We start from the raw sequence: 19,126 nt of genomic DNA on the forward strand, positions 1-19,126 counted from the left end.
GCGCGCCCCATAGCAGCCGGCGGCGCGGGCGCGTGGTCTCCGCCCGCCGCCGGAACCACACGCGGAGCTCCCGCCAGCACGGCAGCGCGATAAAGAACACGATTTCGACCAGAAAGAGTGCAACGCCCAACGCCTTGAAGAAGAGGTGATAGACCACCAGTGCGATGCCGAGGAATACGGTCAGCCGGTAGCACCACGTGACCCAGGCAAAGGCGATCAGCCGGTTGCGAAGCGTCGCGGGCAGCGGCTCTGGCCACGGGTCTGGCCAGCCCAGCAGCAGACGCCGCAGCGCCGTGCGCGCCAGAGCGCCCGCCCGCTCGTGCAGGTTCGGCAGGTCGAGCAGATCGGACAGGATGAAATAGCCATCGAAACGCATGAACGGGCTGGCATTGAGCGCCAGTGACAGCACCCAGCTGGTGGTGGCCAGGTAGAAGCACGCCTGGCGCAATGGACCGGGTGCCAGCAGCGCCCAGCCCAGCGTGGCCAGACCGCCGATGATCAGTTCGGTGACGATGCCCGCGCTGGCAATGGCCAGCCGCTGCCGCGCGTTGGTCAGCCGCCAGGACTCGCTGGTGTCCGTATAGAGCATGGGCCACATCACGAGAAACGCCACGCCCATGTGTCCCACCCTGACGCCGAAGTGGGTCGCGACCAGTGCATGACCGAGCTCATGCAGCGTCTTGGCAACGACCACGGCGCACGCGAAGCCCACCGCGCCTTCCAGCGAGATCGATTCGAACAGCGTATGCCGGAAGGTGTCCCATTGCCGCAAGGTCAGCACGACCCCCAGCAATGTGAGCCCCAGTACGATCCATGCCGTGGCTGGCTGGAACAGCCACTGCAGATGCCGGTACAGCGACTGGATGCGGTAGGTCGGGCGCAGCAGCGGTATGCGGAAAAACAGGTAGTGGTGCAGCCACCAGCGCCAGCTCAGCCATTCGCGTGGCTGGCGGGTGGTGGCCATCTCCTGGCTGCGTCCGGGCGATGGCCGCAGCAGCGCATTGCCCTGGAGGAATGCGGCAAAGCCGAGCACCTGCTCGCTTTGCGCTTCGAGCGGCGTGCTGGCGCGCACCTGCTCCGCGATGACGCGCGGCGTCATGTGCCAGCGCTGCAGGCATTCGAACTCGAGCCAGCCGATCCGGAAATGGCGGTTGCGTACGGGGTCTTCGATAATCCACGCCGGGCTGCCGTCGGTATGCGGGGCGCCGGGGAACAGGCGCAAGTCCTCACGCAGCAGCGGCAGCGGCAGTTCGTCGGGGCTGGCCTGCATGTCAGATGCCCGTCCACGCGCGCAAGGTTGCCAGCGGCCGGCGCAGGATCTCGTAAGCCAGTACCGACCAACCGCCCTTGATGCGCGCGGTTCCCTTCAGGCCGATGCGGGCGTGTTGCGGATCGCCGTTCTCGATATCGGCACGCAGCCGATAGCTCGGCACGCCGTCGGGCGTGAGCGCTGCCTGGTAACTGGTTTCGATCAGCTTGCCGGAGAGCGGTTGCAGCGGGCGCACCGTGAGGAACAGGCTGACCGGCGCGCCCACGTCGAGCGTGAGCGCATCGGCCACCGGCAGGTGGATCAGCATGGCCGGCCGATCCGGATTGGCCAGTTGCATGATGCGCTCGCCGGTCACCACCGGCTTGCCGAGCCAGTCGTTGATATCGGCGAACACCGCGACACCGTCGCGCGGCGCCACGACGGTTTGGCGCTGCAACTGCGAACGGATCGATTCCAGCTCGGCCCGGCGTTCTTCGGCACGGCTCTGCAAGGTGGTCAGCTGCGCCTTGCTGTCGTCGCTGCGGAAAGCGTTCTGACGCGCTGCCAGCAGTTCCGCGTCGGCCACCGCCACGGCCTGCGAGGCCACCTCCAGGCGATGGCTGAGCGTGGTGTCGTCGAGCGAAAAGAGCGGCTGGCCGGCCTTGACCGTCTGGTTGGGCCGCACATGCACTTCCTTGACCACGCCTTCGATGGGCGCGCTCACCATCTGCAGGTCCAGCGACGTCACTTCGGCTGGTGCCAGCGCGCTTTGCCGCACCGGCATCAGCAGAATCAGCACCGCGGCCGCGATTGCAATACGACGCGTCCGGCTGCCCCACAGCCAGGAGACATCGCGCTCGCGGCGAGCCAGCATCTCCCAGTGATAGCCCCAGGCCTGCGTGAGCCGCGACATGGCGATGCCAGCGCCCGCGCCGGGCACTTCGTCGAGCAGGAACAGCACCCAGCCCTGTACCTGTCCCGCGCGGCTGCGCAGTGGCAGCGCCCATGCGCCATTCGGCCACCATTCCTCCCAGCCGCCACGCACGACATCGCTGGCCAGAACGGCATCCGCCTGCGTGATCCACTGCGGCTCGCCGGACTCCAGCCGCTCGCGTAGCCACTTGCGCGCATGCCCGAGCCACACCACGTAAGGGGACTGCTCGTCGATCGACACCAGCCCCGAGATATTGAGCAGGTGCCACGCTGGCGGCCTGACATCGAATACCAGCGCCTGGCGATAGCGCAGCAGCGGATGGGCGTCGTTGGCAATGTGGAAGCTGAGCTGTTGCACGCTGTCCGCCTGCCGTGCCAGGCTTTCCAGCTCGGCAAGCTGCAGCAACAGCACGACATCGCTTTGCGTCGGCATCTGCATGGGCGTTACTTCGTCTGCTGGAACTGGGCCACGCCGCTCATGCCAGGCAGCAGCTCCGACGCTGGCGCCGTCAGGCGACCTTCGATCTCGATCGACTGGGCCACGGCATCCACCCTGGCGTTGATGGCCGACACCTTGGCCGTGTAGCTTTTGCCCGTCTCGGTGACGTTGACGTTGAACTGGCTGCCAATGCGCAGGTCGCGCAGCATCCGCGATGGCACGTTCAGGCGCAACTTGAGCGGTCCATCGCTGACCAGGTCGAGCAGCGGCGCGCCAGCGTTGACGCTTTCATGCGGACGCACATAGACGCGGGCCACCCGGCCCGAGAACGGCGCGGCTACCGTGCAGTAGGCCACCTGTGTGCGCGCCAGTGCTACAGCGGCGGAGGCCCGGTCGGCGGCCGACTTGGCGAGGTTGAGCTCCATGTCGCCCACCGCGTCGAGCTTGCGCAGCGCTGACTTGGCCGTGAGCGTTTCGCGCGCGCCGGCCAGCTCGGCATCGGCCATGCCCAGCCGCGCGCGTGGCTCCGCGCAGTCCATCTGCACCAGCGGCCGTCCTTTGGTAATGGTCTGACCGAGGGTGACGCCCAGGCTCTGGACCGTGCCGTTCATCGTGGCGGCCATCGTTGTTTCGGGGTCCGCGCTGAGCAGCACCCGAATGGCGCCGGGATCGACGGCCCGGCTGGGCGGCGACGGATCGTTGGCGCCGACTGCCACGCCGGGGAACAGGGCGGCCGAGACAACGCTGAGACTGGCGAGACCAGCAAGGCCGGAAAGACCGGAAAGACGGAACGAAAAGCGAGATGATGCGTTGCTCATGATTTGCTGTCGACGGCGCTTGGGTAGAGCTTCTGTTGCCAGCCCTGCATGGTCTGTTCGATCTCCGATGCGAGGGTCGGGACGTCATGGCTGGCTATCGCATCCGGCATCACGTCGAGGCCAACCGAGTTGTAGAGACGTCCCCAGGCGGCCTGCGCCTCCGAGTAGGCGGCGTAGCGCTGGTACTGCGCCAGCAGCATGCGCGCATCGGCGCGGATGAACTCGAGTTTCGAGTCGGCCGATACCTGGGCGCTTGCCTCGGCGAATCTGCGCAGGCGGCTGTCAACCTGCAGGCTTTCTTCGGCGAAATCAAGCTGCTCGAGTGCCAGGTGATAGCGTTGCAGCGCCACGCGCACCTGCGTGAGCACGGCCATGGACAGCGACATGCGGCGCAGGTCGCCCACCTTGTTCTGGCTGTCCTGCGCCTCGTTAAGCACGGGGATCTTGAGCAGGTTGAAGATGTTGTACGACAGGCGCAGGCCGATAGCGGACCACGCGTTGTTGTAGAGGTAGGCGTTGGAGTCGTAGTGGCCGCCCAGGTCGACGGACAGGCTGGGCCAAAGTTCGGCCTTGGCGATCTTGATGTCGTTGTCGGTGACGCGCTTGCGGTACCACTCTTCCATGATCTCCGGCCGGCTTTCGAGCGCCATCTGTTCCAACCCGGCGACGTCGAACCGATCGTTCGGCATGCGCTGCTCGGCCTCGTCGGCAAGCGTGAAAGGCTGATCTGGCGGCAGCGACATCAGCGCGGCCAGTTCCGCACGCGCCAGTTCCAGGTCCTGGCGCCGTGCCGACAGCAGGCTGACGGCATCGAGCAGCGCGCGCTGATAGGCCAGGGCCTGTTGGCGCGGCAGCAGGCCCTTTTCGTCCGCTTCCTGCGCGGCCTTCAGACCCTGGCGGACCTTGTTCAGCAATGCGTCGACCTGGCCGATCAGGCGTTGCGCGCCAAGCGCGCGCCAGTAGGCATTACGGACATCCTGCAGCACGTTCTGCACGACCTTGCGACGGCGCTCCTCGGCCATCAGCACCTGATCGGCCTTTTGCTGGGTGCGTTCGTAGGCCACCAGGAAATCCAGCGTGCTCCACGTCAGGTCGAGATCGGCCAGGCGGTGGTAGCGCTGTTCTGAGGTGGAAGGCCGCAGGCTGATCTGGCCATCCTGGATCCCCACCGAGACGCCGCCAGAGTCGTTCGACCGATGCGTGTAGCCAGCGGATGCCACCAGCTTGGGCAGCATGTCGTGCTTGGTCACGTCCACAAGCTGCCGCGACAACGTGCTTTCCATCAGCTTGAGGCGGTAGTCGAGGTTGTACTTGAGCGCGCGCGCGGCGGCCTCGTAGAAGGTGATCGGGCGGGTGACAGGTTCCTGGTCGCTGTACATACCGCGCCGGTCTTCCTCCACGCGCTGGCGCACTTCCTCTTTCGAGTAGGGCTGAGGCACGCTCGGCGCCGTGGAGCACGCGGTGGTCAGCAGCGTGGCAGCAAGTGCGATGGCTAGGGGCGGGCTACTTTTTCGCATCTTCGTTGGTGCTGTTGTTGGCGTGGGACAGGGCGGCCACCGTGCTGGGCCGCGACGCCAGTTGGCGGATTTGATCGGTGAAGGAGGCTGCGGGGCGCGCAGGTTCCGTGTGTGGCGAGGCATGGCGGCCCGGGTGCGGCTTCGCGGACTTGCCGCGCTTGTCATGCTTGCCGTCCGACGGGGCCGCCTTCTCGGGGCGGGCCTCGATGCCCTTGAGCGCGAAGACCGACGGGTCGCGCAGCAGCCCGTCGGCGGACAGCGACACGATGCCGTGCCGCCCGGCGGTGCGTTCCGCTTCGAACTGCACAATGGCTTCGAGTTGCAGCAACGCGGGCCGCAGGAACTCTCCCGACGTCATTCCGAGACCTGCCGCCAGCGAGGGCGACTGGATATGCGGCGGCGTCACCATGTCCAGGTTCTCGCCGCGCAGCAGGCTGTCGTTGCGCTGATGAACGGGGAAGATGCGCTGCACCTCGGGCGTGACGTACACCACTGGATCGACGCCGAGGGTGGTGCCGAAACGGTCCCGGTGCCATTCGTCGTGCAGGAAGTACTCGTGGTCGCCGGGGCCTGGCGGCGGCACGTACGGCGCGTCGATATTGAGCGAGATGACCAGTTGCGCAGAATCTATCGCGCCCGCGCGGTCGGCGATCGTGTAGGTGAAGATGTCCTTGAGGATGCTGCCGCGCCCGGCCGCGGCCTGCACGGCCGGATTGGTCAGGTCGATCTCGTAGGTATAACTGCCGTCGGCGTTGAGCTGCAGGTAGCCGTAGCTGCCGGCAATGCGCGTGCCGGGCGACGTCGATGCACCGCCCGCGTCCTTCGCGCCGGGTCGGATGCCAACCACGGTGAGTTGGTCGCCGGCGTCGACGTCGGAATCGTTCGGCAGCACGTTGCCACTGGTGATTGGCTGCCCGTGGATATTGTCGACGTTGTTGCTGTCGTCGCGCGCCACAGGCGCGTCGTTCTGGCCGTGAATCGTGATGGTCAGCGTTGCCGTGGCCGTGGCGCCCGCGCGGTCGGCCACCACGTAGACGAAGGTCTCCGTCAGCGTTTCGTCCGATGTGCGCAACGCCTGCACCGCGGCGTTGTCGTTATCGATCACGTACCGGTAGCTGCCATCGGCCTGTACCGTCAGCGTGCCGTAGCGGCCCGCCGTAGTACCCGCCACCGCGCCGGCGCCAAGCGGGCCATTGATGGAGGTGACGGCCTTGGTCTCGCCATACTGGTCGACATCGGTGTCGTTGTCGAGCACATTGCCCGTGGCATCCGTGCCCGGGGTGGCGTTGTGCCGGCCACCGGCTTCGATGGCGTTGCCGGCATCGTCATGCGCCACCGGGTTGTCGTTCTGGCCAAGGATCAATACACGCAGCGTGGCCTGATCCGTGGCGCCGTGGTCGTCGCTGACCGTATAGGTGAAGGTGTCCACCAGCCCGTCGAGCAACATGCGCAGTGCCTGGACTTCGGGCAGGTTGTTGTCGACGGTATAGGTAAAGCGGCCGTCCGCACCCATCACCAGGGTGCCGTACTGCCCGCGCAGCGGGACGCCCACGATGCCACTGGTCCCGGTGCCGTTCTCGGCCCCGGTACGCAGGGCGACGATGGTCAGGGGACCGCCTTCCGGGTCGACGTCGTTGAAGGTGGCGACGCCGCTCGGGTCGCGTCCCACCGTGCCATTGGCCACGCCGCCTGCCTCGCGCGCCAGCGTGATCACGTCGGAGGCGACCGGCCGGTCATTGATGCCGTGGATCGTGATGGCCAGTTCGGCGGTGTCGGTCAGGCCGCCGCCGTCCGCCAGGCGGTAGGTAAATCGCTCCACCAGCGTTTGTCCCGGCGCCAGTGCCGCCACGATGGTGTTGGTTTCGTCGGCGTGGTACTGGAACTGCCCGGTCGGATCAATGTCGAGCCAGCCGTAGAGACCGTTGATGCGCACCTTGCCCGACATGTCCTGCAGCGTCGCGCCGGTGCTTTCGGCGCCTGACCGGATGCCGGTGACGGTCCGGGTATCGTTGGCGTCCACATCCTTGTCGTTGGTCACCACGTTGCCCGTGGCGTCCACCGGTGGGGTATCGGAGGTGGCAGGGGTGGCGTCCGCGGCATCGTCAACGGCAACGGGTGCGTCGTATCGCCCCAGGATGGTGATCGTCAGCGTGGCGGTACTGGTCAGCCCGGCGGTATCGCGTACGGTGTAGGTGAACGTTTCGGTCAGCGTGTCGCCCGGTTTCAGGGCCTGCACGGCGGTCAGCGCATCGTTGATGTTGTAGACATAGTCGCCATTGGCCGACAGCGTGAGCGAGCCATACAGCCCGGTCAGGCTGGCGCCCACGGTACCCCCGGCACCTGCCGCAGTCTGGAAGGCGCTGACGGCCTTGGTGTCGCCCGCGTCCACATCGGTGTCGTTGATCAGCACGTTGCCCGTGGCTGGCTTGCCGGGCGTGCCGTTGAACGTGCCGCCTGCTTCGATCGCCTCACCCGTGTCGGGCTTGGCGACCGGCGCGTCATCGCGCCCGTGGATGGTGACGTGCAACTCGGCGGCGTTGCTCAGACCACCGGCATCCGTGACCGTGAAGGTGAAGACGTCGGTCAGCGTATCGAAGTTGGTGCGCAGCCGTTCCACGACCGGGTTGTTGTTGTCCACCACGTACTGGTAGGTGCCGTCGGCATTCACCAGCAAGACGCCATAACGCCCTTGCAGGTAGGTGCCGAGCGTGCCCACCGTGCCGCCGTTGTCGTTGACGGCGCCAGTGCGGAACGCGGTGACTGCGGCGGTGTCGCCGGTATCGGGATCGTACAGGCCCAGCAGCAGGTTGCCGCCGGGGTCCACGCCCGGCGTACCGTTCAGCGTGCCACCGGCCTCGATGGCATCGGCGCGCTGGCTGGCCGCAACGGGTGCGTCGTTGGCGCCGTTGATGGTGATGGTGAGCTGCGCCAGATCGGTCGCGCCAGCGGCATCCCGCACCTTGTAGGTAAAGACATCCTGGATCGACTGGCCGGCGTTCAATGCGTCGACGGTTGGATTGCTGTTATCCACCAGGTAGACGTAGGTGCCGTCGGCGCGTATCAGCAGGGTGCCGTACTGACCTGTCACCAGCATGAAGTTCGTGCCGCTATCGGCCACGGCACCTGCGCTCTTGTCACCGGCGCGCGCGCCGGCCACGGTCTTGGTTTCGCCATACTGATCAACGTCGGTGTCGTTGGTCAGCACGTTGTCGGAGGGATTGACGCCGGGTGTGTTGTTGTCGATACCACCCGCTTCGCGTGCGACCGCGGTATCGTCGACGCCGATCGGATTGTCGTTCTGCCCGGTGATGCGAATCCGGATCTGGGCCTGGGCGGTCAGGGTGCCGTCGCAGTCCGTGTACGTGAACGTGTCGATCAGCACATCGGTGCTGCGCCGCAGTGCCTGGACAGCGGTCAGGCTGTCATTGACCGTGTAGGTGAAAACGCCATGGTCGTTGATGTTCAGCGTGCCGTAGGCGCCGGCGATGTCGATCGAACCACCGACGGGAATATCCAGCGTAGTGCTGCCGAATGCGATCTTGATTACCGAGATCGCGTCGCCATCCGGATCGATGTCGTTGAGCGTGGCGTCGCCGGTTGCCTTGGTGCCGGGCGTGGTGTTGTTGACACCACCGGCTTCCTTCGCAGTGGCCGTGACGTCCTGTGCCACCGGCGCGTCGTTGACACCGTGAATGGTGATGTTCAGGTTGGCGGTCGACGTTCCCCCGTGCGGGTCCAGCAGTGTGTAGACGAAGCTGTCGGTCACCGTGTCGTTGGGGCCGAGGGCGATCAGCGCGGGATTGGTGTTGTCGATCAGGTACGTGTAGCTGCCGTCGGCGTGGATCACCAGCGTGCCGTAAGTGGCGAGCAGTGTTATGCCACCGGCGCTCACCGGGGTGTCGCTGCCGCCAGCCGGGCGGATCTGGCTTACCACCAGGCTGGAGACGGGATCGTCGACGTCGCTATCCACCTGACCAATGGATGCGGGGTCGTGCTCGTCGGTGATGACATTGCCAGCCGGGTTGATCGGTGTGCCGCCCGCCGGGTTGCTGGCCGTCGGCTGGCGCGCGGTGTAGCCCTGGGCCTCGTTGTCGACCGCCACGGGATTGTCGTTCGCGCCGTGGATCGTGATGGTCAGTGCGGCGGTGTCGTTCAGGCCGCCCGCATCGGTCACCGCGTATGTGAACACTTCTTGCAGCGTGTCGCCCACATTCAGCGCCTGCACCGCGGCGTTGTTGTTGTCGATGCGATAGACGTAGCTGCCATCGGCGCCAATCACCAGGGTGCCGTACAGGCCGGCGATGGGCAGCCCGCCGTTCGCGGACGTGGTGCCCGGGGGAACTACGGAAGCCGGGCCGCCCGCCGCTTCGGTGCCGGTGCGCACCCGGGTGACCGTGAGGCTGTCTCCGGTATCGATATCGCCATCGTTGATCAACACGTTGCCGCTGGCGTCGGAACCGGGCGTGCCATTGGCCGCGCCACCGGCCTCGGTGGCGTCGCCGGTATCGTCGCCGGCCACCGGCGCATCATTGGCGCCACGGATGGTCACGGTCAGCGTAGTGGAGCTCTGGACACCGGCAAGGTCGCTGATGGTGTAGGTGAAGACCTCGGTCAGCGTGTCGGTCGGCAGCCGCAGCGCCTGCACCGTGGCGTTGTTGTTGTCCACCACGTACTGGAAAGCGCCGTTCGCGCCGATGCGCAGCGTGCCGAAGAGACCGGCAATCACGGTCGATGCCGTACTCGTTACCGCCGAACTGTTTGCGCCGAAGGCGATGCGCTCGACCTTCAGCACATCGCCATTCGTGGCAATGTCCACGTCGATGTCGTTGGTGAGCACGTTGCCGGACGGGTTGACGCCTGGCGTGCCGTTGGCGGTGCCGCCGGCCTCGGTGGCAAATGCGACATCTGGCTTGGCCTCCGGTGGGTCATTCACCGGAATGACCGTAATGGTCAGGGTATTGATGGCGGTGAGGTTGTCCAGCACCGGATCGAACGGGATGCCGTCTCCATTGGCATCGCCGCGCTGCCCAAGGTCGTCGGTGCGGATGGTCAGCGTTTCGTTGCCGTTGTAGTTCAGCGAGGGCGTGTAGAGCAGCGTGGCGAGTGCCGCGCTGATATCGGTCTGGCTGCCCTCCAGCGTGAACGTGGCCGTGCCCAGCGCGCCAGCGACGACCGTTGTGGCCCCGGGGGTGAGCGTCAGTGTGCCGTGCAGCACGCTCAGGGTGACCCGGATGATGCCGTTGCCGGCGTCGGGGTCGCTGACCGCAAGGCCCACGATAGGCAGCGCGTTATCTTCGAGGGTCGACGGCGAAGTGGGCAGGATGTTGACCGGCGGGTCGTTGCGCTCCACGTAACCGACGTTGCCGGCCACCGCCGCGCCACTGTCGCCGCCCGAGAACTGCACGCGCGCGAGCGGGCTGGAGGGATCGCTGTCGATGCGGGCATTCACGGTGCCGGTGGGCGTCGCCAGCACGATGGTCGGTGGCGCGTCGATCCGGAATACACCGCGCCCCAGCACGCCGAAACTGTAGAAGCCGTTGGCGTCGGTGGTCGTGGTCCAGGTCTGGTTGTCGGCCGTGGTGTCGAGGTTGTTGTCCGCGCCGCCCCAGGTGAGCGTGACGGTTTGCCCCGCAATGGACGGGCCGTCTGGCACCGAGCTGCCCGTGGCGGAATCCGTATCGTTCCAGAGCGTGCCCGATACATAGCTCACGCCGGCTGCATCGCTGTCCTGGTAGTTGTTGGGGCCCACCAGACTGCCGGTGCGCTCTCCGGTGGCGCTGCCTGCCGGCCCGACGTTCGAGCCGCCGAACGTGGTGAAGGCGTTCGACAGGCTGGTATAGGTGACGGTAGCCGCCGTATCGGCCAGAAGTGTGTTGTTCGGCAGGCTCGCCGAGTAGATCAGCGAAACCTTGCCACCCTGAGGCATGTAGTCGATGTTCAGCGTGACCTGGGTGCCGGTGTTGGTCAGCGTGAATCCTGGAGGCAGGCCGCCGGGACTGTATGTCACACCATTCACGACGACGCTCTGCACCGTGAGCGCCTGGCCGCCGGGCGGCAGGCTGTCGGTCAGTACCACGTCGTGCGCGGCAGTCGTGCCGGAGTTGCTGAAACTGACGCTGTAGGTGGCCTGGCCGAATGCGCTGCCAACGCCGGGATCGAACGCCACGACGGACTTGTCCAGATCGACGATACGCGGCTCAACCACGCGCTCGACCACTTGGGCGGTGCTGGTGCGCAGTTGGCCTTCACTCAGGAAGTCTGCGTGCACAGGAAGCAGCGCGCCGGCGGTCACGTTCGCGGTGTTATCCACGCGTACGTTGAATTCGAAGTAGAAGCCCTCGAAGTCGGGGTCCTGGTTCAGGTTCACGAGCGAACCCACTGGCAGGACGATTACACGCCCGTTCGAGGTGTCGATCAGCGACGTGTTGACGATGCCCTGGGCCCGTAGCTGGCCACCGAGATCCGCCTGCAGCAAGGTCTGGCCCGAGCTGGTGACGCCGCCATTGAGATAGAGGGTGCCGCCGACGGCCAGATTGCCCAGCGTTGTCGTCAGGCCGGGCGTGCCGCTGCTGTTCGGGTCGGAGATAAAGCTGATGGCGGCGGAACCGTCGTTGAGAAAGGTCAGCCCTTCGGGCAGGTAGATCTGTACCGAGCCGTCCAGCACGACGCCTTCCGGTACCACGAACGCCACCCGGTAGTGAATGATCTCTCCCACGGCCACGTCTTCCTGATCGACCACGGTCGGGCCGAGCGGGGTATCGGGGTCGCCACCGACGTGGCTGATGGACGAGCCGGCTGCCACGCGCGTGGCATTGACGTTGTTGATCTGATAGTCGTTGAGGACGCCGCTGTTGAGCACGCCATCGGTGCCGGTGCGCTCGCCGGTGTTGGCGCCGTCCAGGCTGGTCCACGTGACATTGACCTGGTTGTCCACCGTACCGGACAGGCCCGTGAGAATGCTCAGCGTGCCGGTGAACTGGATGGCGACGGCGCCGCCGCGCGGAATGTCGAGCTTGGTGCCTGGCGCGCTTTGCAGCACGCCATTGACGATCACGAAGTCGCCGGGCCCGGAGATCGTCGCGCCGCCCGACAGCGTGACCCCGGTGATCTGCACATTGATGAGTTCTTCGGGCAGGTTATCGACGAACCACACGTCGTAGGCGTTGACGTCGCTGGACGATGTGCCGTTTCTCAACGTGATGGTGTAGGTCATCTGGTCGCCGCGGTCCACACCGGCGATCGTGCCAGTGGAAGTGACGTCCTGCCTGACAGTCAGCGTCGGCTCGACAATCGTTACCGTGGGCTGCGTGCCGGTGAGCGCGATTCCGCGATCCACGCCAGTGGTGCCATTGGGCACGTCGCCGTCCGGATCGGTGAACGTGATGGCGGCGTTATTGGCGAGCTGCCGTCCGGCCTGGTTGCTGATCACGTTGCTGGCCACCAGCCGCACGCGGATGACGAAGCTGTTGTTGGCAGTGTTATTGTCGCCATCGGCCGAGCTGGCGCTGAACGTCAGTTGCATGTCGGTGCCGTCCGCGCCGGCCGCCCCACCTGCGGGGCTGATGCTCGCCACGTTGACCGATCCGGCAAAGTCGGCGGCGAGCGCGCCACTGCCGGCCCGCGTGACGATGAGCTGATAGCCGCCGTTGCCGAAACTGGTGTCGAGCGTCAGGCCGTCGGGCACGATATCGGTCAGGCGCAGGTTCTGCGTCGAGCCCTCCGGCAGCGTCACCACGATGTCGTACAGCATGCTTTCGCCGATCACCAGATTGGCGCCGGTGGTGTGGCTGGCGCTGGAATCGCTTTCCGCCGGTGTGCTGCCGCCACCAGCGAAAACCTTCGTAACCACCGGCAATGCGGCCAGTTCGTCCGCGGTGTCGGTCAGATCGGTAGGGGTGAAATCGGTCCCGCCATTGATACTGGCGTAGTTGGTCAACGCGGCTACCGTCTGCAGATTTTGTCCGGCCAGCACCGACTGGGCTACCACGGTGTCATAGGTGATGATCACCATGTTCGTGCCGGCGACGTCATTGGCGCTGCCAGGGCGGCCGGACAGGAACGTGGCCTGGTTGCCGGCATCGAGGAAGGTGATGGTATTGCCCGATACCGAGTAATCGACGCCAGCCTGCAGCAGCGTGCCGTCGCCGCGGCTGATGCGCAGGTTTGCTGCCGCGAGGCTGCCGTTCAGGAATGTCAGGTTGGGCGGCAGCGTCAGCGTGGTGACGACATCGTAGGCGCCGCCACCGCCGGTATTCTCTATCGCCGTGGCCAGACGGACCACGTCGCCGGCGTCAATGCCGGTGACGGTGCCTTCCACTGCGTCGATATCGGTCACGGGTTGTGTGAAGGCCGCGCCAGCGCTGCCAGCGGCTGCCCAGGTGCCGGTGGTGCCGGTAACGGTGCCATGGGTGCTTGAAACGACCCCGTGCTTGATGCTGAGCACCGGTTCGGCCACCGAATGCACTTCTTCGACATCCGTACTGACCAGCACCTGCTGGTTGATCGTGGTGGTCTGGCTCGATTGCCCCACCACGCTGATCGAACGCTGGTCGGCGAACGGCTGGTCGCTCACGCGCATGGTGAAAACCAGCTCGATGCGGTTCTGCCCGGCCGCGCTGCCGCTCAGGATGAAGTTGCCGAAGTTGAAAACGACGGAATTTCCCGCGCCACCGCTTACGCTCAGCACGCTACCCGGGTGGGTGTCGCCGCTGCCGTAGCTCCACTGATTGATGCCGGTGCCGTTGCTCCAGGCGATGGCGGCGTCGAACAGCGGCAGCGGCAGGAATGCCGAAAGCTTGAAGTTCTCGTAGTCGCCAGTCACGAGGTCATAGCTGAGCCGGAACGTCACGGTATCGCCCGGATGCAGCTCGTAGCTGGCCGGCGGCGCGGTGCCGTTGATCTGCGTGACCGCAACGTCGACCTGGCTGGTAGGAATGGTGACCGTGGTTTGCGAGTCGTCGGTGTCGGTGCCGCCGAGGTTGAATGGTCCGATCACCACCGTGCCGGTGATCAGGGCGTTGTTGCCAAGGCTGTCGCCCTCGTTGATCTCGCTCTGCGGATAGGTGGTCTGGTAGGCCTCGTCGATCACTGCGTTGTAGGTGACCGTGGCAATGGTGCCCGACTGCAGCGTGCCATTGCTGGAGATATCCCCGGCCAGCACGGCCAGTGGAAGCCCCGCGTTGCGGATCGACGTGGCAAGGTCGAAGGTGATGGTCGTTCCACCGGGTCCCTTGGCGCCGATGGTGTAGACCAGGGGCACGGTATAGGTGACGCCGTCCTGGCGGAAGCTGATCGTTGGCGTGCCACTGAAGGTCATGCCGTCGCCGAGTTGGTCGGTGACGGTTAGCTGGCCGTTGTGCAGCAGGGTCTGACCGAAAGAAAAGTAGTCGGATACGGCAATGTCATAGCGAAACTGCAGCGTGTCTCCGGGCGAGACGCCGGCCACGCCAGTGTCGTTGGCCAATGCGGCCGACTTGTGCAACGTAATCGACTTGGCCGTGAAGGTGACGGGATCGCCGTCGTCAGTCACGACCAGAAAGGGAGGCGGCTGGGGCGGCACATCGCGCGGATCGAGCGGCTGCCAGTCGGCCGATACATGGGGCGCTCCCACGGTGATCGTCTTGCTGGCGCCGCTGATCGGGTCCAGGATCGGTGCGCCGGTGCTGTCCGTATCGCCCACGTAGAAGCCCACGACCGTGTTTGTTGCCTGCGTCAGCGTCGGGTAGACGACCGTGTACGAGCGCAGGTACGCGCCACCCGCCAGGGCGTTGGCAATTGCTGTCTGGCCAGTGACGACGGTGCCGTCCGCCAGCGTGATCGATAACACGAGTCCGCCCGCGCCCGGCGTGATGCTCTCCACGCGAATCGTGTCGGGCAGGTCCTGCGTGACCTGGACGTTGTGCAGTGTCTGACCGGGAGCCGGCGTGGTGGTGACCGTGAGCGAGTGGGGGAAGTTCTGCCGGTCACGGTCTCGCCTTCGACCATGTCCACCGTCTGGGTGATCTCCAGCGGTGTCGATTCCAGGGTGTACTTGTCCCATGACGCCTCGATCAGCGTCGGGTCCTGGGTCGGATTGTCGAGCGCGTCGTTGCCGTACTGGAAGCCGCCTCGCACACTGATCACGTGGGGCTGGTTGGCATCGGCCAGTTCGCTTAGCTTGACCGTGATGTCGACCGTGGCGGAGGGCTGGCCGTTGCCGAAGCTGGCGTACGGCAACTCCAGGACGACGAGCTGGTCGCCGGCGCGGTAGCCGTAATCGGCGGCGCGGAGAATCAGCGGGTTGCCGCTGGCGTCCTTGGCGATCGGATGAACGGCGGTACCGTCCGCCCCGAACGTGATGATCTGCGCGTTGAGTGCGATGCCCTGGTAGGTGGCTGAAACGAACGTCGCGCCGTCGTCGCCGTCATAGCCCGTGGCCGGCAGCAATACGTCGATATAGGGCGCATAGCCCGGCTGGCTGGACGGGTTGGTAAAGGTCACCTCGAAAGTGGCGGTGCCTCCGAGCAAGATGGTCTCGCCACTGCTGCCGAGCGTCGTGGTGGGGCTGGCATTGGCCAGCAGCCCGTTGTAGTGGGCCAGTTCGTCGGCATTGATGTCGAGGTGGCTCTCGATCGGGCCGGTGCTCTTTTCAAGCGTCCAGTCACCGCCGGCGGCAGCCGAACCTGTGTCATTGGTCGAGGCGGCCACGTCAGCGCCCGTTACGGCGGCAAGGCGCTGAATCAGCGCTTCGCCGCTGTCGCCCGCACCACTGCGGCAACCGTAAAGCAGAATGTCGGCGCCCGTGCTCAGGTGGCTCGCCCATTCGGCGGCGCGGTTGATGTCAGCGGATGCGGCGGTGAGCTGGCTGGTGCCCAGCGTGATCTCGCCGGGATTGCCATGGCCGAGGATCTGGATCGAACTGACTTGTCCGAGCTGGTCCAGCGCGGCCTGGATCGCCGCCACGCCGTCCTGGCCTGCAGCCACCACGACGACACGCGTTCCCGGCGTGGCGCTTTGCGCGAGTTCGTTGGCGCCATTGATGCGGGCATCGATCACCAGCAACTGCTGGGTTGCCGCATGACCATCGGGCGCCGGGGCGTGTGCGTCGGTCGGGGCAGTCCTGACTGCGTCTGGCTGGGCCAGTTGTTGCGAGTGCTGCTGCTCGACAGCGGCACCAGCGGCGGCGTCGTACAGCAGGCGAGGCTCCAGTGCCAGGGTGCGGCTCGATGGCTGGAATTTGAGGGCGGCTTCCGGTTTCATCGCGAGGCGTGCTTTCTCATGCATCGCAGGCAGAAGCGGTCATGCGTTGCCCAGCCTGCAAGTGGAACGGGAGTAATTCAATATAAGAGTTGCGTCCTCAGTTCGGGTTGAATTCTTTGAGAACGCCGCTTTAGAACCTTCGATATTGCGGGGCAATTCGAGTCGTCAATTTTTGACGCTGTCAGCGATCTGGCGCGTGTGCATTCGCGTGTGGTGTGGGGAAAAGAAGGGCCGATCCCGGAAGGCAGATTCCCGGACCGGGTCCCGGAAGGGCTACCCGTTACTGCACAGGGTCACCGTGAAGATCCATACCATCCGGGGCGAGCGCCTCGAATGAACTTCCTGCGGTGCATGTCGCGGCATCCGCGCCATGCACCGGCTCATGCGGACGTCAGTTTCCGCTTTGGACCGAGCCGCAATTTGGGTTGCGGGGAAATGGGGCTGCCTTTGCTGGCAGCCCCCGCCGCAGCGTCATCGGCCTGCGAATGCGATGCGGCGGAGCAACCGCTCAGGTTGCCATCAGTACGGCGCGTTCACCACCACGTACTGTGATCCCTGCGGTTGATACCACGTGGTGCCACACTGCTGGTAGACCATGCCGCCGTAATTGACTGGCGCACAGCTTGGCGGAACGGACCGTACGACGGAGCCGATGACGGCAGAGGTCACCGCCACGGTCGCCGTGACCGCCGCCGCGGTTGCCACCGGGTGATAGTCATTGTCCCAGCCGCCGCCGCAGCAACCGCCGTGGTTTTCAACGTTGACGTTGACGTTCCGGTTGGTGTTGACGTTGACGTTCCGATTGGTGTTGACACTGTTCACGCTGGTGCTGCGGACGTTGTTGGCGCGTGCGTCAGCCGGCCTGTGTGCCTGCGCGTTCACTGCCGCGCCACCACCACCCCGTCCACCGCCGCCCCCACCTCCGCCTCCGCCTCCGTGAAATCCACCACCACCGCCACCGCCGCGTGCTTCGGCAACGGGTGCCCATCCACTTGCCACCACGATGACTGCACCCAGCAGCGCTACGATCGCCTGATTGAGAGAGTGTTTCATTGGTGGCTCCTTCATTGATTCTTGAGGGGGACGAACTCGGCGACTTTCGCTCCCTTGGGCGGCGTGAAATGGAAGGTGGAAGCTGTGAACTTCGGCTTCAGGTTCCAGGTCAGCCACGTCACGGATTGCGGCCGTGCTTCATCGCTCCGGTTTGTGACCACGATCTTTCGCGGCAGTGGCTGGTTACCGGAGGCGATCCAGATCTGCCAGTCGATCATGCCCTGACGGAATGCGTACTGGTCGCACAACTGGCCGTCGATCAAGTCCTGTCCCGCGACCATGGCGGATGTGATGCCGTTCGTTGGTGCATTCGGCGTGCCCCACAGGAACAGGTCGTCAACCGGTACCTCGATGCCGAAGCGCTCCCGCAGTTTGACCACGAGGTTGCTCAGGTTGTCGCTCGAGTCGACCGTGCTGTAGTAGTTGCTTTCCGGGTAATAGAGCGCAACCTTATGCCCGTCGTAGTACAGGTCACGCTGTGCCCGTGCACTTCGCATCTGCACACGCATCTTGTCGGGTCGATCGGCATCGACGCGGGCGCTGGCCGAATGCTGCAGCTTCTGTCCGTCTTCGAGCACGCGTTCGCCATCGAGGTCGATCTTGACGGAGAACTGCTTCAGCGTCTGCAGGTATCCACCCATGTCCTTCAAGGCCTGGATGGCATCGGGGTTCACGGCGTTGGCGTCAGGCTTGCTTTCTGGCGGCGGCGCCGTGGCAGCCGTCTGGGTGTCTGGCGCGGGTGAAGAGGTGGCCTGCGGGGCCGGACTGCTGCACGCGCCCAGCGAAATGGCCAGCGCGGCAATACACAATGCACGATTCATAGCGAACCCCCTTGGATATGGATGCCTTCGCCGGATTCCGGTGGTGGGCATGGCCTGCTGAGACGGCCGCCATTGGCGACCGTGGAAGAACGGGTTTGGCTGACTGCAGTATTCATGGATCGTCCGGGCCACCAGATCGGACGAAGTCGCCGGCCGCATGGAATCCCGTAACGGTTCAACTGCGCAGGCATGCCGAATCCACGCTGCGGCGTTGGCGCGTGATGATTGCGGTGCACGTGCGAGGCGGGGGCGGCAGCTAACACGATCGCGATGTATGGGACGAAGTGGGATCAGCGCGGAAACGCGGTGAGCGTGTTGATCAGCCTTCGTTGACGGACCGACGGGCCATGTTGTCCGGGAGCGGCCCGAAGAACGCCCGCTTGAATTTTTCGCGACCAATCGCACGCGCCAGTTCGGCGAGGGTGCAGTACATGAGCACGAGCGTCAGCAGCAGAATCTGTATTGCCCAGAACCTCGGCCAATTGATCTCGGAGACCAGCAGCTTGTTGGCTGCGGCAAAGCCGGGCGCCTCCTTCCAGAAATCGTAAAGGCGCTCCAGATAATGAATGAACAGGGCCACCAGGCTGTACATCACCGTCTTCCATCCAACATTCCAGATCAACGGCTTTTCCGGGAACCGGTTGATGAACGGGAGCATGTCGGCCAGCAACACTGCCTTGCCGAGGACCAGGGCAGCCAATGCCACCGACGCGGTGGTCTCCAGCTCGATGCCAGTTCCCTTGACCATGAGTGCCCGGATGATCGCGACGATATGAAGGATGACGAAGAAGTAGATCGTCGGCGGCAGCATCTCCATGAATTCGTGCTTGATCGTCCCGATCAGCTTGCTCATTTCAATCCCCTGATTCAGTGGCGCCCGCAGCGTTGGCTGAGTGGCGAATGAAACACGGCTGGCGGCGCAAGTGCGCCCTCAACGTTATAGGCCAGATGGCGTATGCGTGAGAAGTGCGATGTTGCCGGCAGCCGGCATCAAACTATCGCTGAAGCCGGTTTCCTTATGAAGTGAATCTTCTCTTGCGCGTATGAAAAGGATTCAG

9 protein-coding genes are annotated in these 19,126 nt (G+C 65.1%); all 9 read right to left on the minus strand.

Annotated elements, in window-relative coordinates; genetic code table 11:
- A partial coding sequence (locus tag D769_RS08935; protein ID WP_008644182.1) for a site-2 protease family protein occupies window positions 1-1,270 on the minus strand: 1,270 nt, incomplete at its 3' end.
- Window position 1,271: 1 nt separating this feature from the next.
- Window positions 1,272-2,621, minus strand: a complete 1,350-nt coding sequence (locus D769_RS08940) for an HlyD family efflux transporter periplasmic adaptor subunit (RefSeq protein WP_008644183.1) — start codon at window positions 2,619-2,621, stop codon at window positions 1,272-1,274.
- 5 nt (window positions 2,622-2,626) lie between these two features.
- A complete protein-coding gene (locus D769_RS08945; RefSeq protein WP_008644184.1) occupies window positions 2,627-3,439 on the minus strand; it encodes an efflux RND transporter periplasmic adaptor subunit in 813 nt (270 codons plus the stop codon).
- Window positions 3,436-4,956: a TolC family protein gene (locus tag D769_RS08950; RefSeq protein ID WP_035880927.1), complete on the minus strand. Its 1,521-nt coding sequence runs from the start codon at window positions 4,954-4,956 to the stop codon at window positions 3,436-3,438. The genes D769_RS08945 and D769_RS08950 overlap by 4 nt, the downstream gene beginning before the upstream one ends.
- Window positions 4,943-14,272, minus strand: a complete 9,330-nt coding sequence (locus D769_RS32640) for a VCBS domain-containing protein (protein WP_346773380.1) — start codon at window positions 14,270-14,272, stop codon at window positions 4,943-4,945. Before D769_RS32640 ends, D769_RS08950 begins: the two co-directional genes overlap by 14 nt.
- A 395-nt stretch (window positions 14,273-14,667) precedes the next feature.
- A complete protein-coding gene (locus tag D769_RS32645) occupies window positions 14,668-16,194 on the minus strand; it encodes a DUF4347 domain-containing protein (RefSeq protein WP_241227845.1) in 1,527 nt (508 codons plus the stop codon).
- A 519-nt stretch (window positions 16,195-16,713) separates the two neighbouring features.
- Window positions 16,714-17,247 (minus strand): hypothetical protein, encoded by a 534-nt coding sequence (locus D769_RS31655; protein WP_040010956.1) that lies wholly within the window; start codon window positions 17,245-17,247, stop codon window positions 16,714-16,716.
- A gap of 11 nt (window positions 17,248-17,258) precedes the next feature.
- The gene (locus D769_RS08965; protein ID WP_008644191.1) at window positions 17,259-18,068 is read right to left on the minus strand and encodes a DUF2092 domain-containing protein; all 810 of its coding nucleotides are present in this window, start codon (window positions 18,066-18,068) and stop codon (window positions 17,259-17,261) included.
- Between the two features lie 319 nt (window positions 18,069-18,387).
- Window positions 18,388-18,921 (minus strand): hypothetical protein, encoded by a 534-nt coding sequence (locus D769_RS08970; protein WP_008644193.1) that lies wholly within the window; start codon window positions 18,919-18,921, stop codon window positions 18,388-18,390.
- Window positions 18,922-19,126: the final 205 nt, after the last annotated feature.

The sequence above is a fragment of the Cupriavidus sp. HMR-1 genome, assembly GCF_000319775.1.
Lineage (GTDB): Bacteria > Pseudomonadota > Gammaproteobacteria > Burkholderiales > Burkholderiaceae > Cupriavidus > Cupriavidus metallidurans.

Bases quoted from the DNA above. Each gene is read 5' to 3' on its own strand.
- D769_RS08940 (WP_008644183.1), bottom strand. From the start codon at position 2,621: ATGCAGATGCCGACGCAAAGCGATGTCGTGCTGTTGCTGCAGCTTGCC.
- D769_RS08945 (WP_008644184.1), bottom strand. From the start codon at position 3,439: ATGAGCAACGCATCATCTCGCTTTTCGTTCCGTCTTTCCGGTCTTTCC.
- D769_RS08950 (WP_035880927.1), bottom strand. From the start codon at position 4,956: ATGCGAAAAAGTAGCCCGCCCCTAGCCATCGCACTTGCTGCCACGCTG.
- D769_RS32640 (WP_346773380.1), bottom strand. From the start codon at position 14,272: ATGACCTTCAGTGGCACGCCAACGATCAGCTTCCGCCAGGACGGCGTC.
- D769_RS32645 (WP_241227845.1), bottom strand. From the start codon at position 16,194: ATGAAACCGGAAGCCGCCCTCAAATTCCAGCCATCGAGCCGCACCCTG.
- D769_RS31655 (WP_040010956.1), bottom strand. From the start codon at position 17,247: ATGAAACACTCTCTCAATCAGGCGATCGTAGCGCTGCTGGGTGCAGTC.
- D769_RS08965 (WP_008644191.1), bottom strand. From the start codon at position 18,068: ATGAATCGTGCATTGTGTATTGCCGCGCTGGCCATTTCGCTGGGCGCG.
- D769_RS08970 (WP_008644193.1), bottom strand. From the start codon at position 18,921: ATGAGCAAGCTGATCGGGACGATCAAGCACGAATTCATGGAGATGCTG.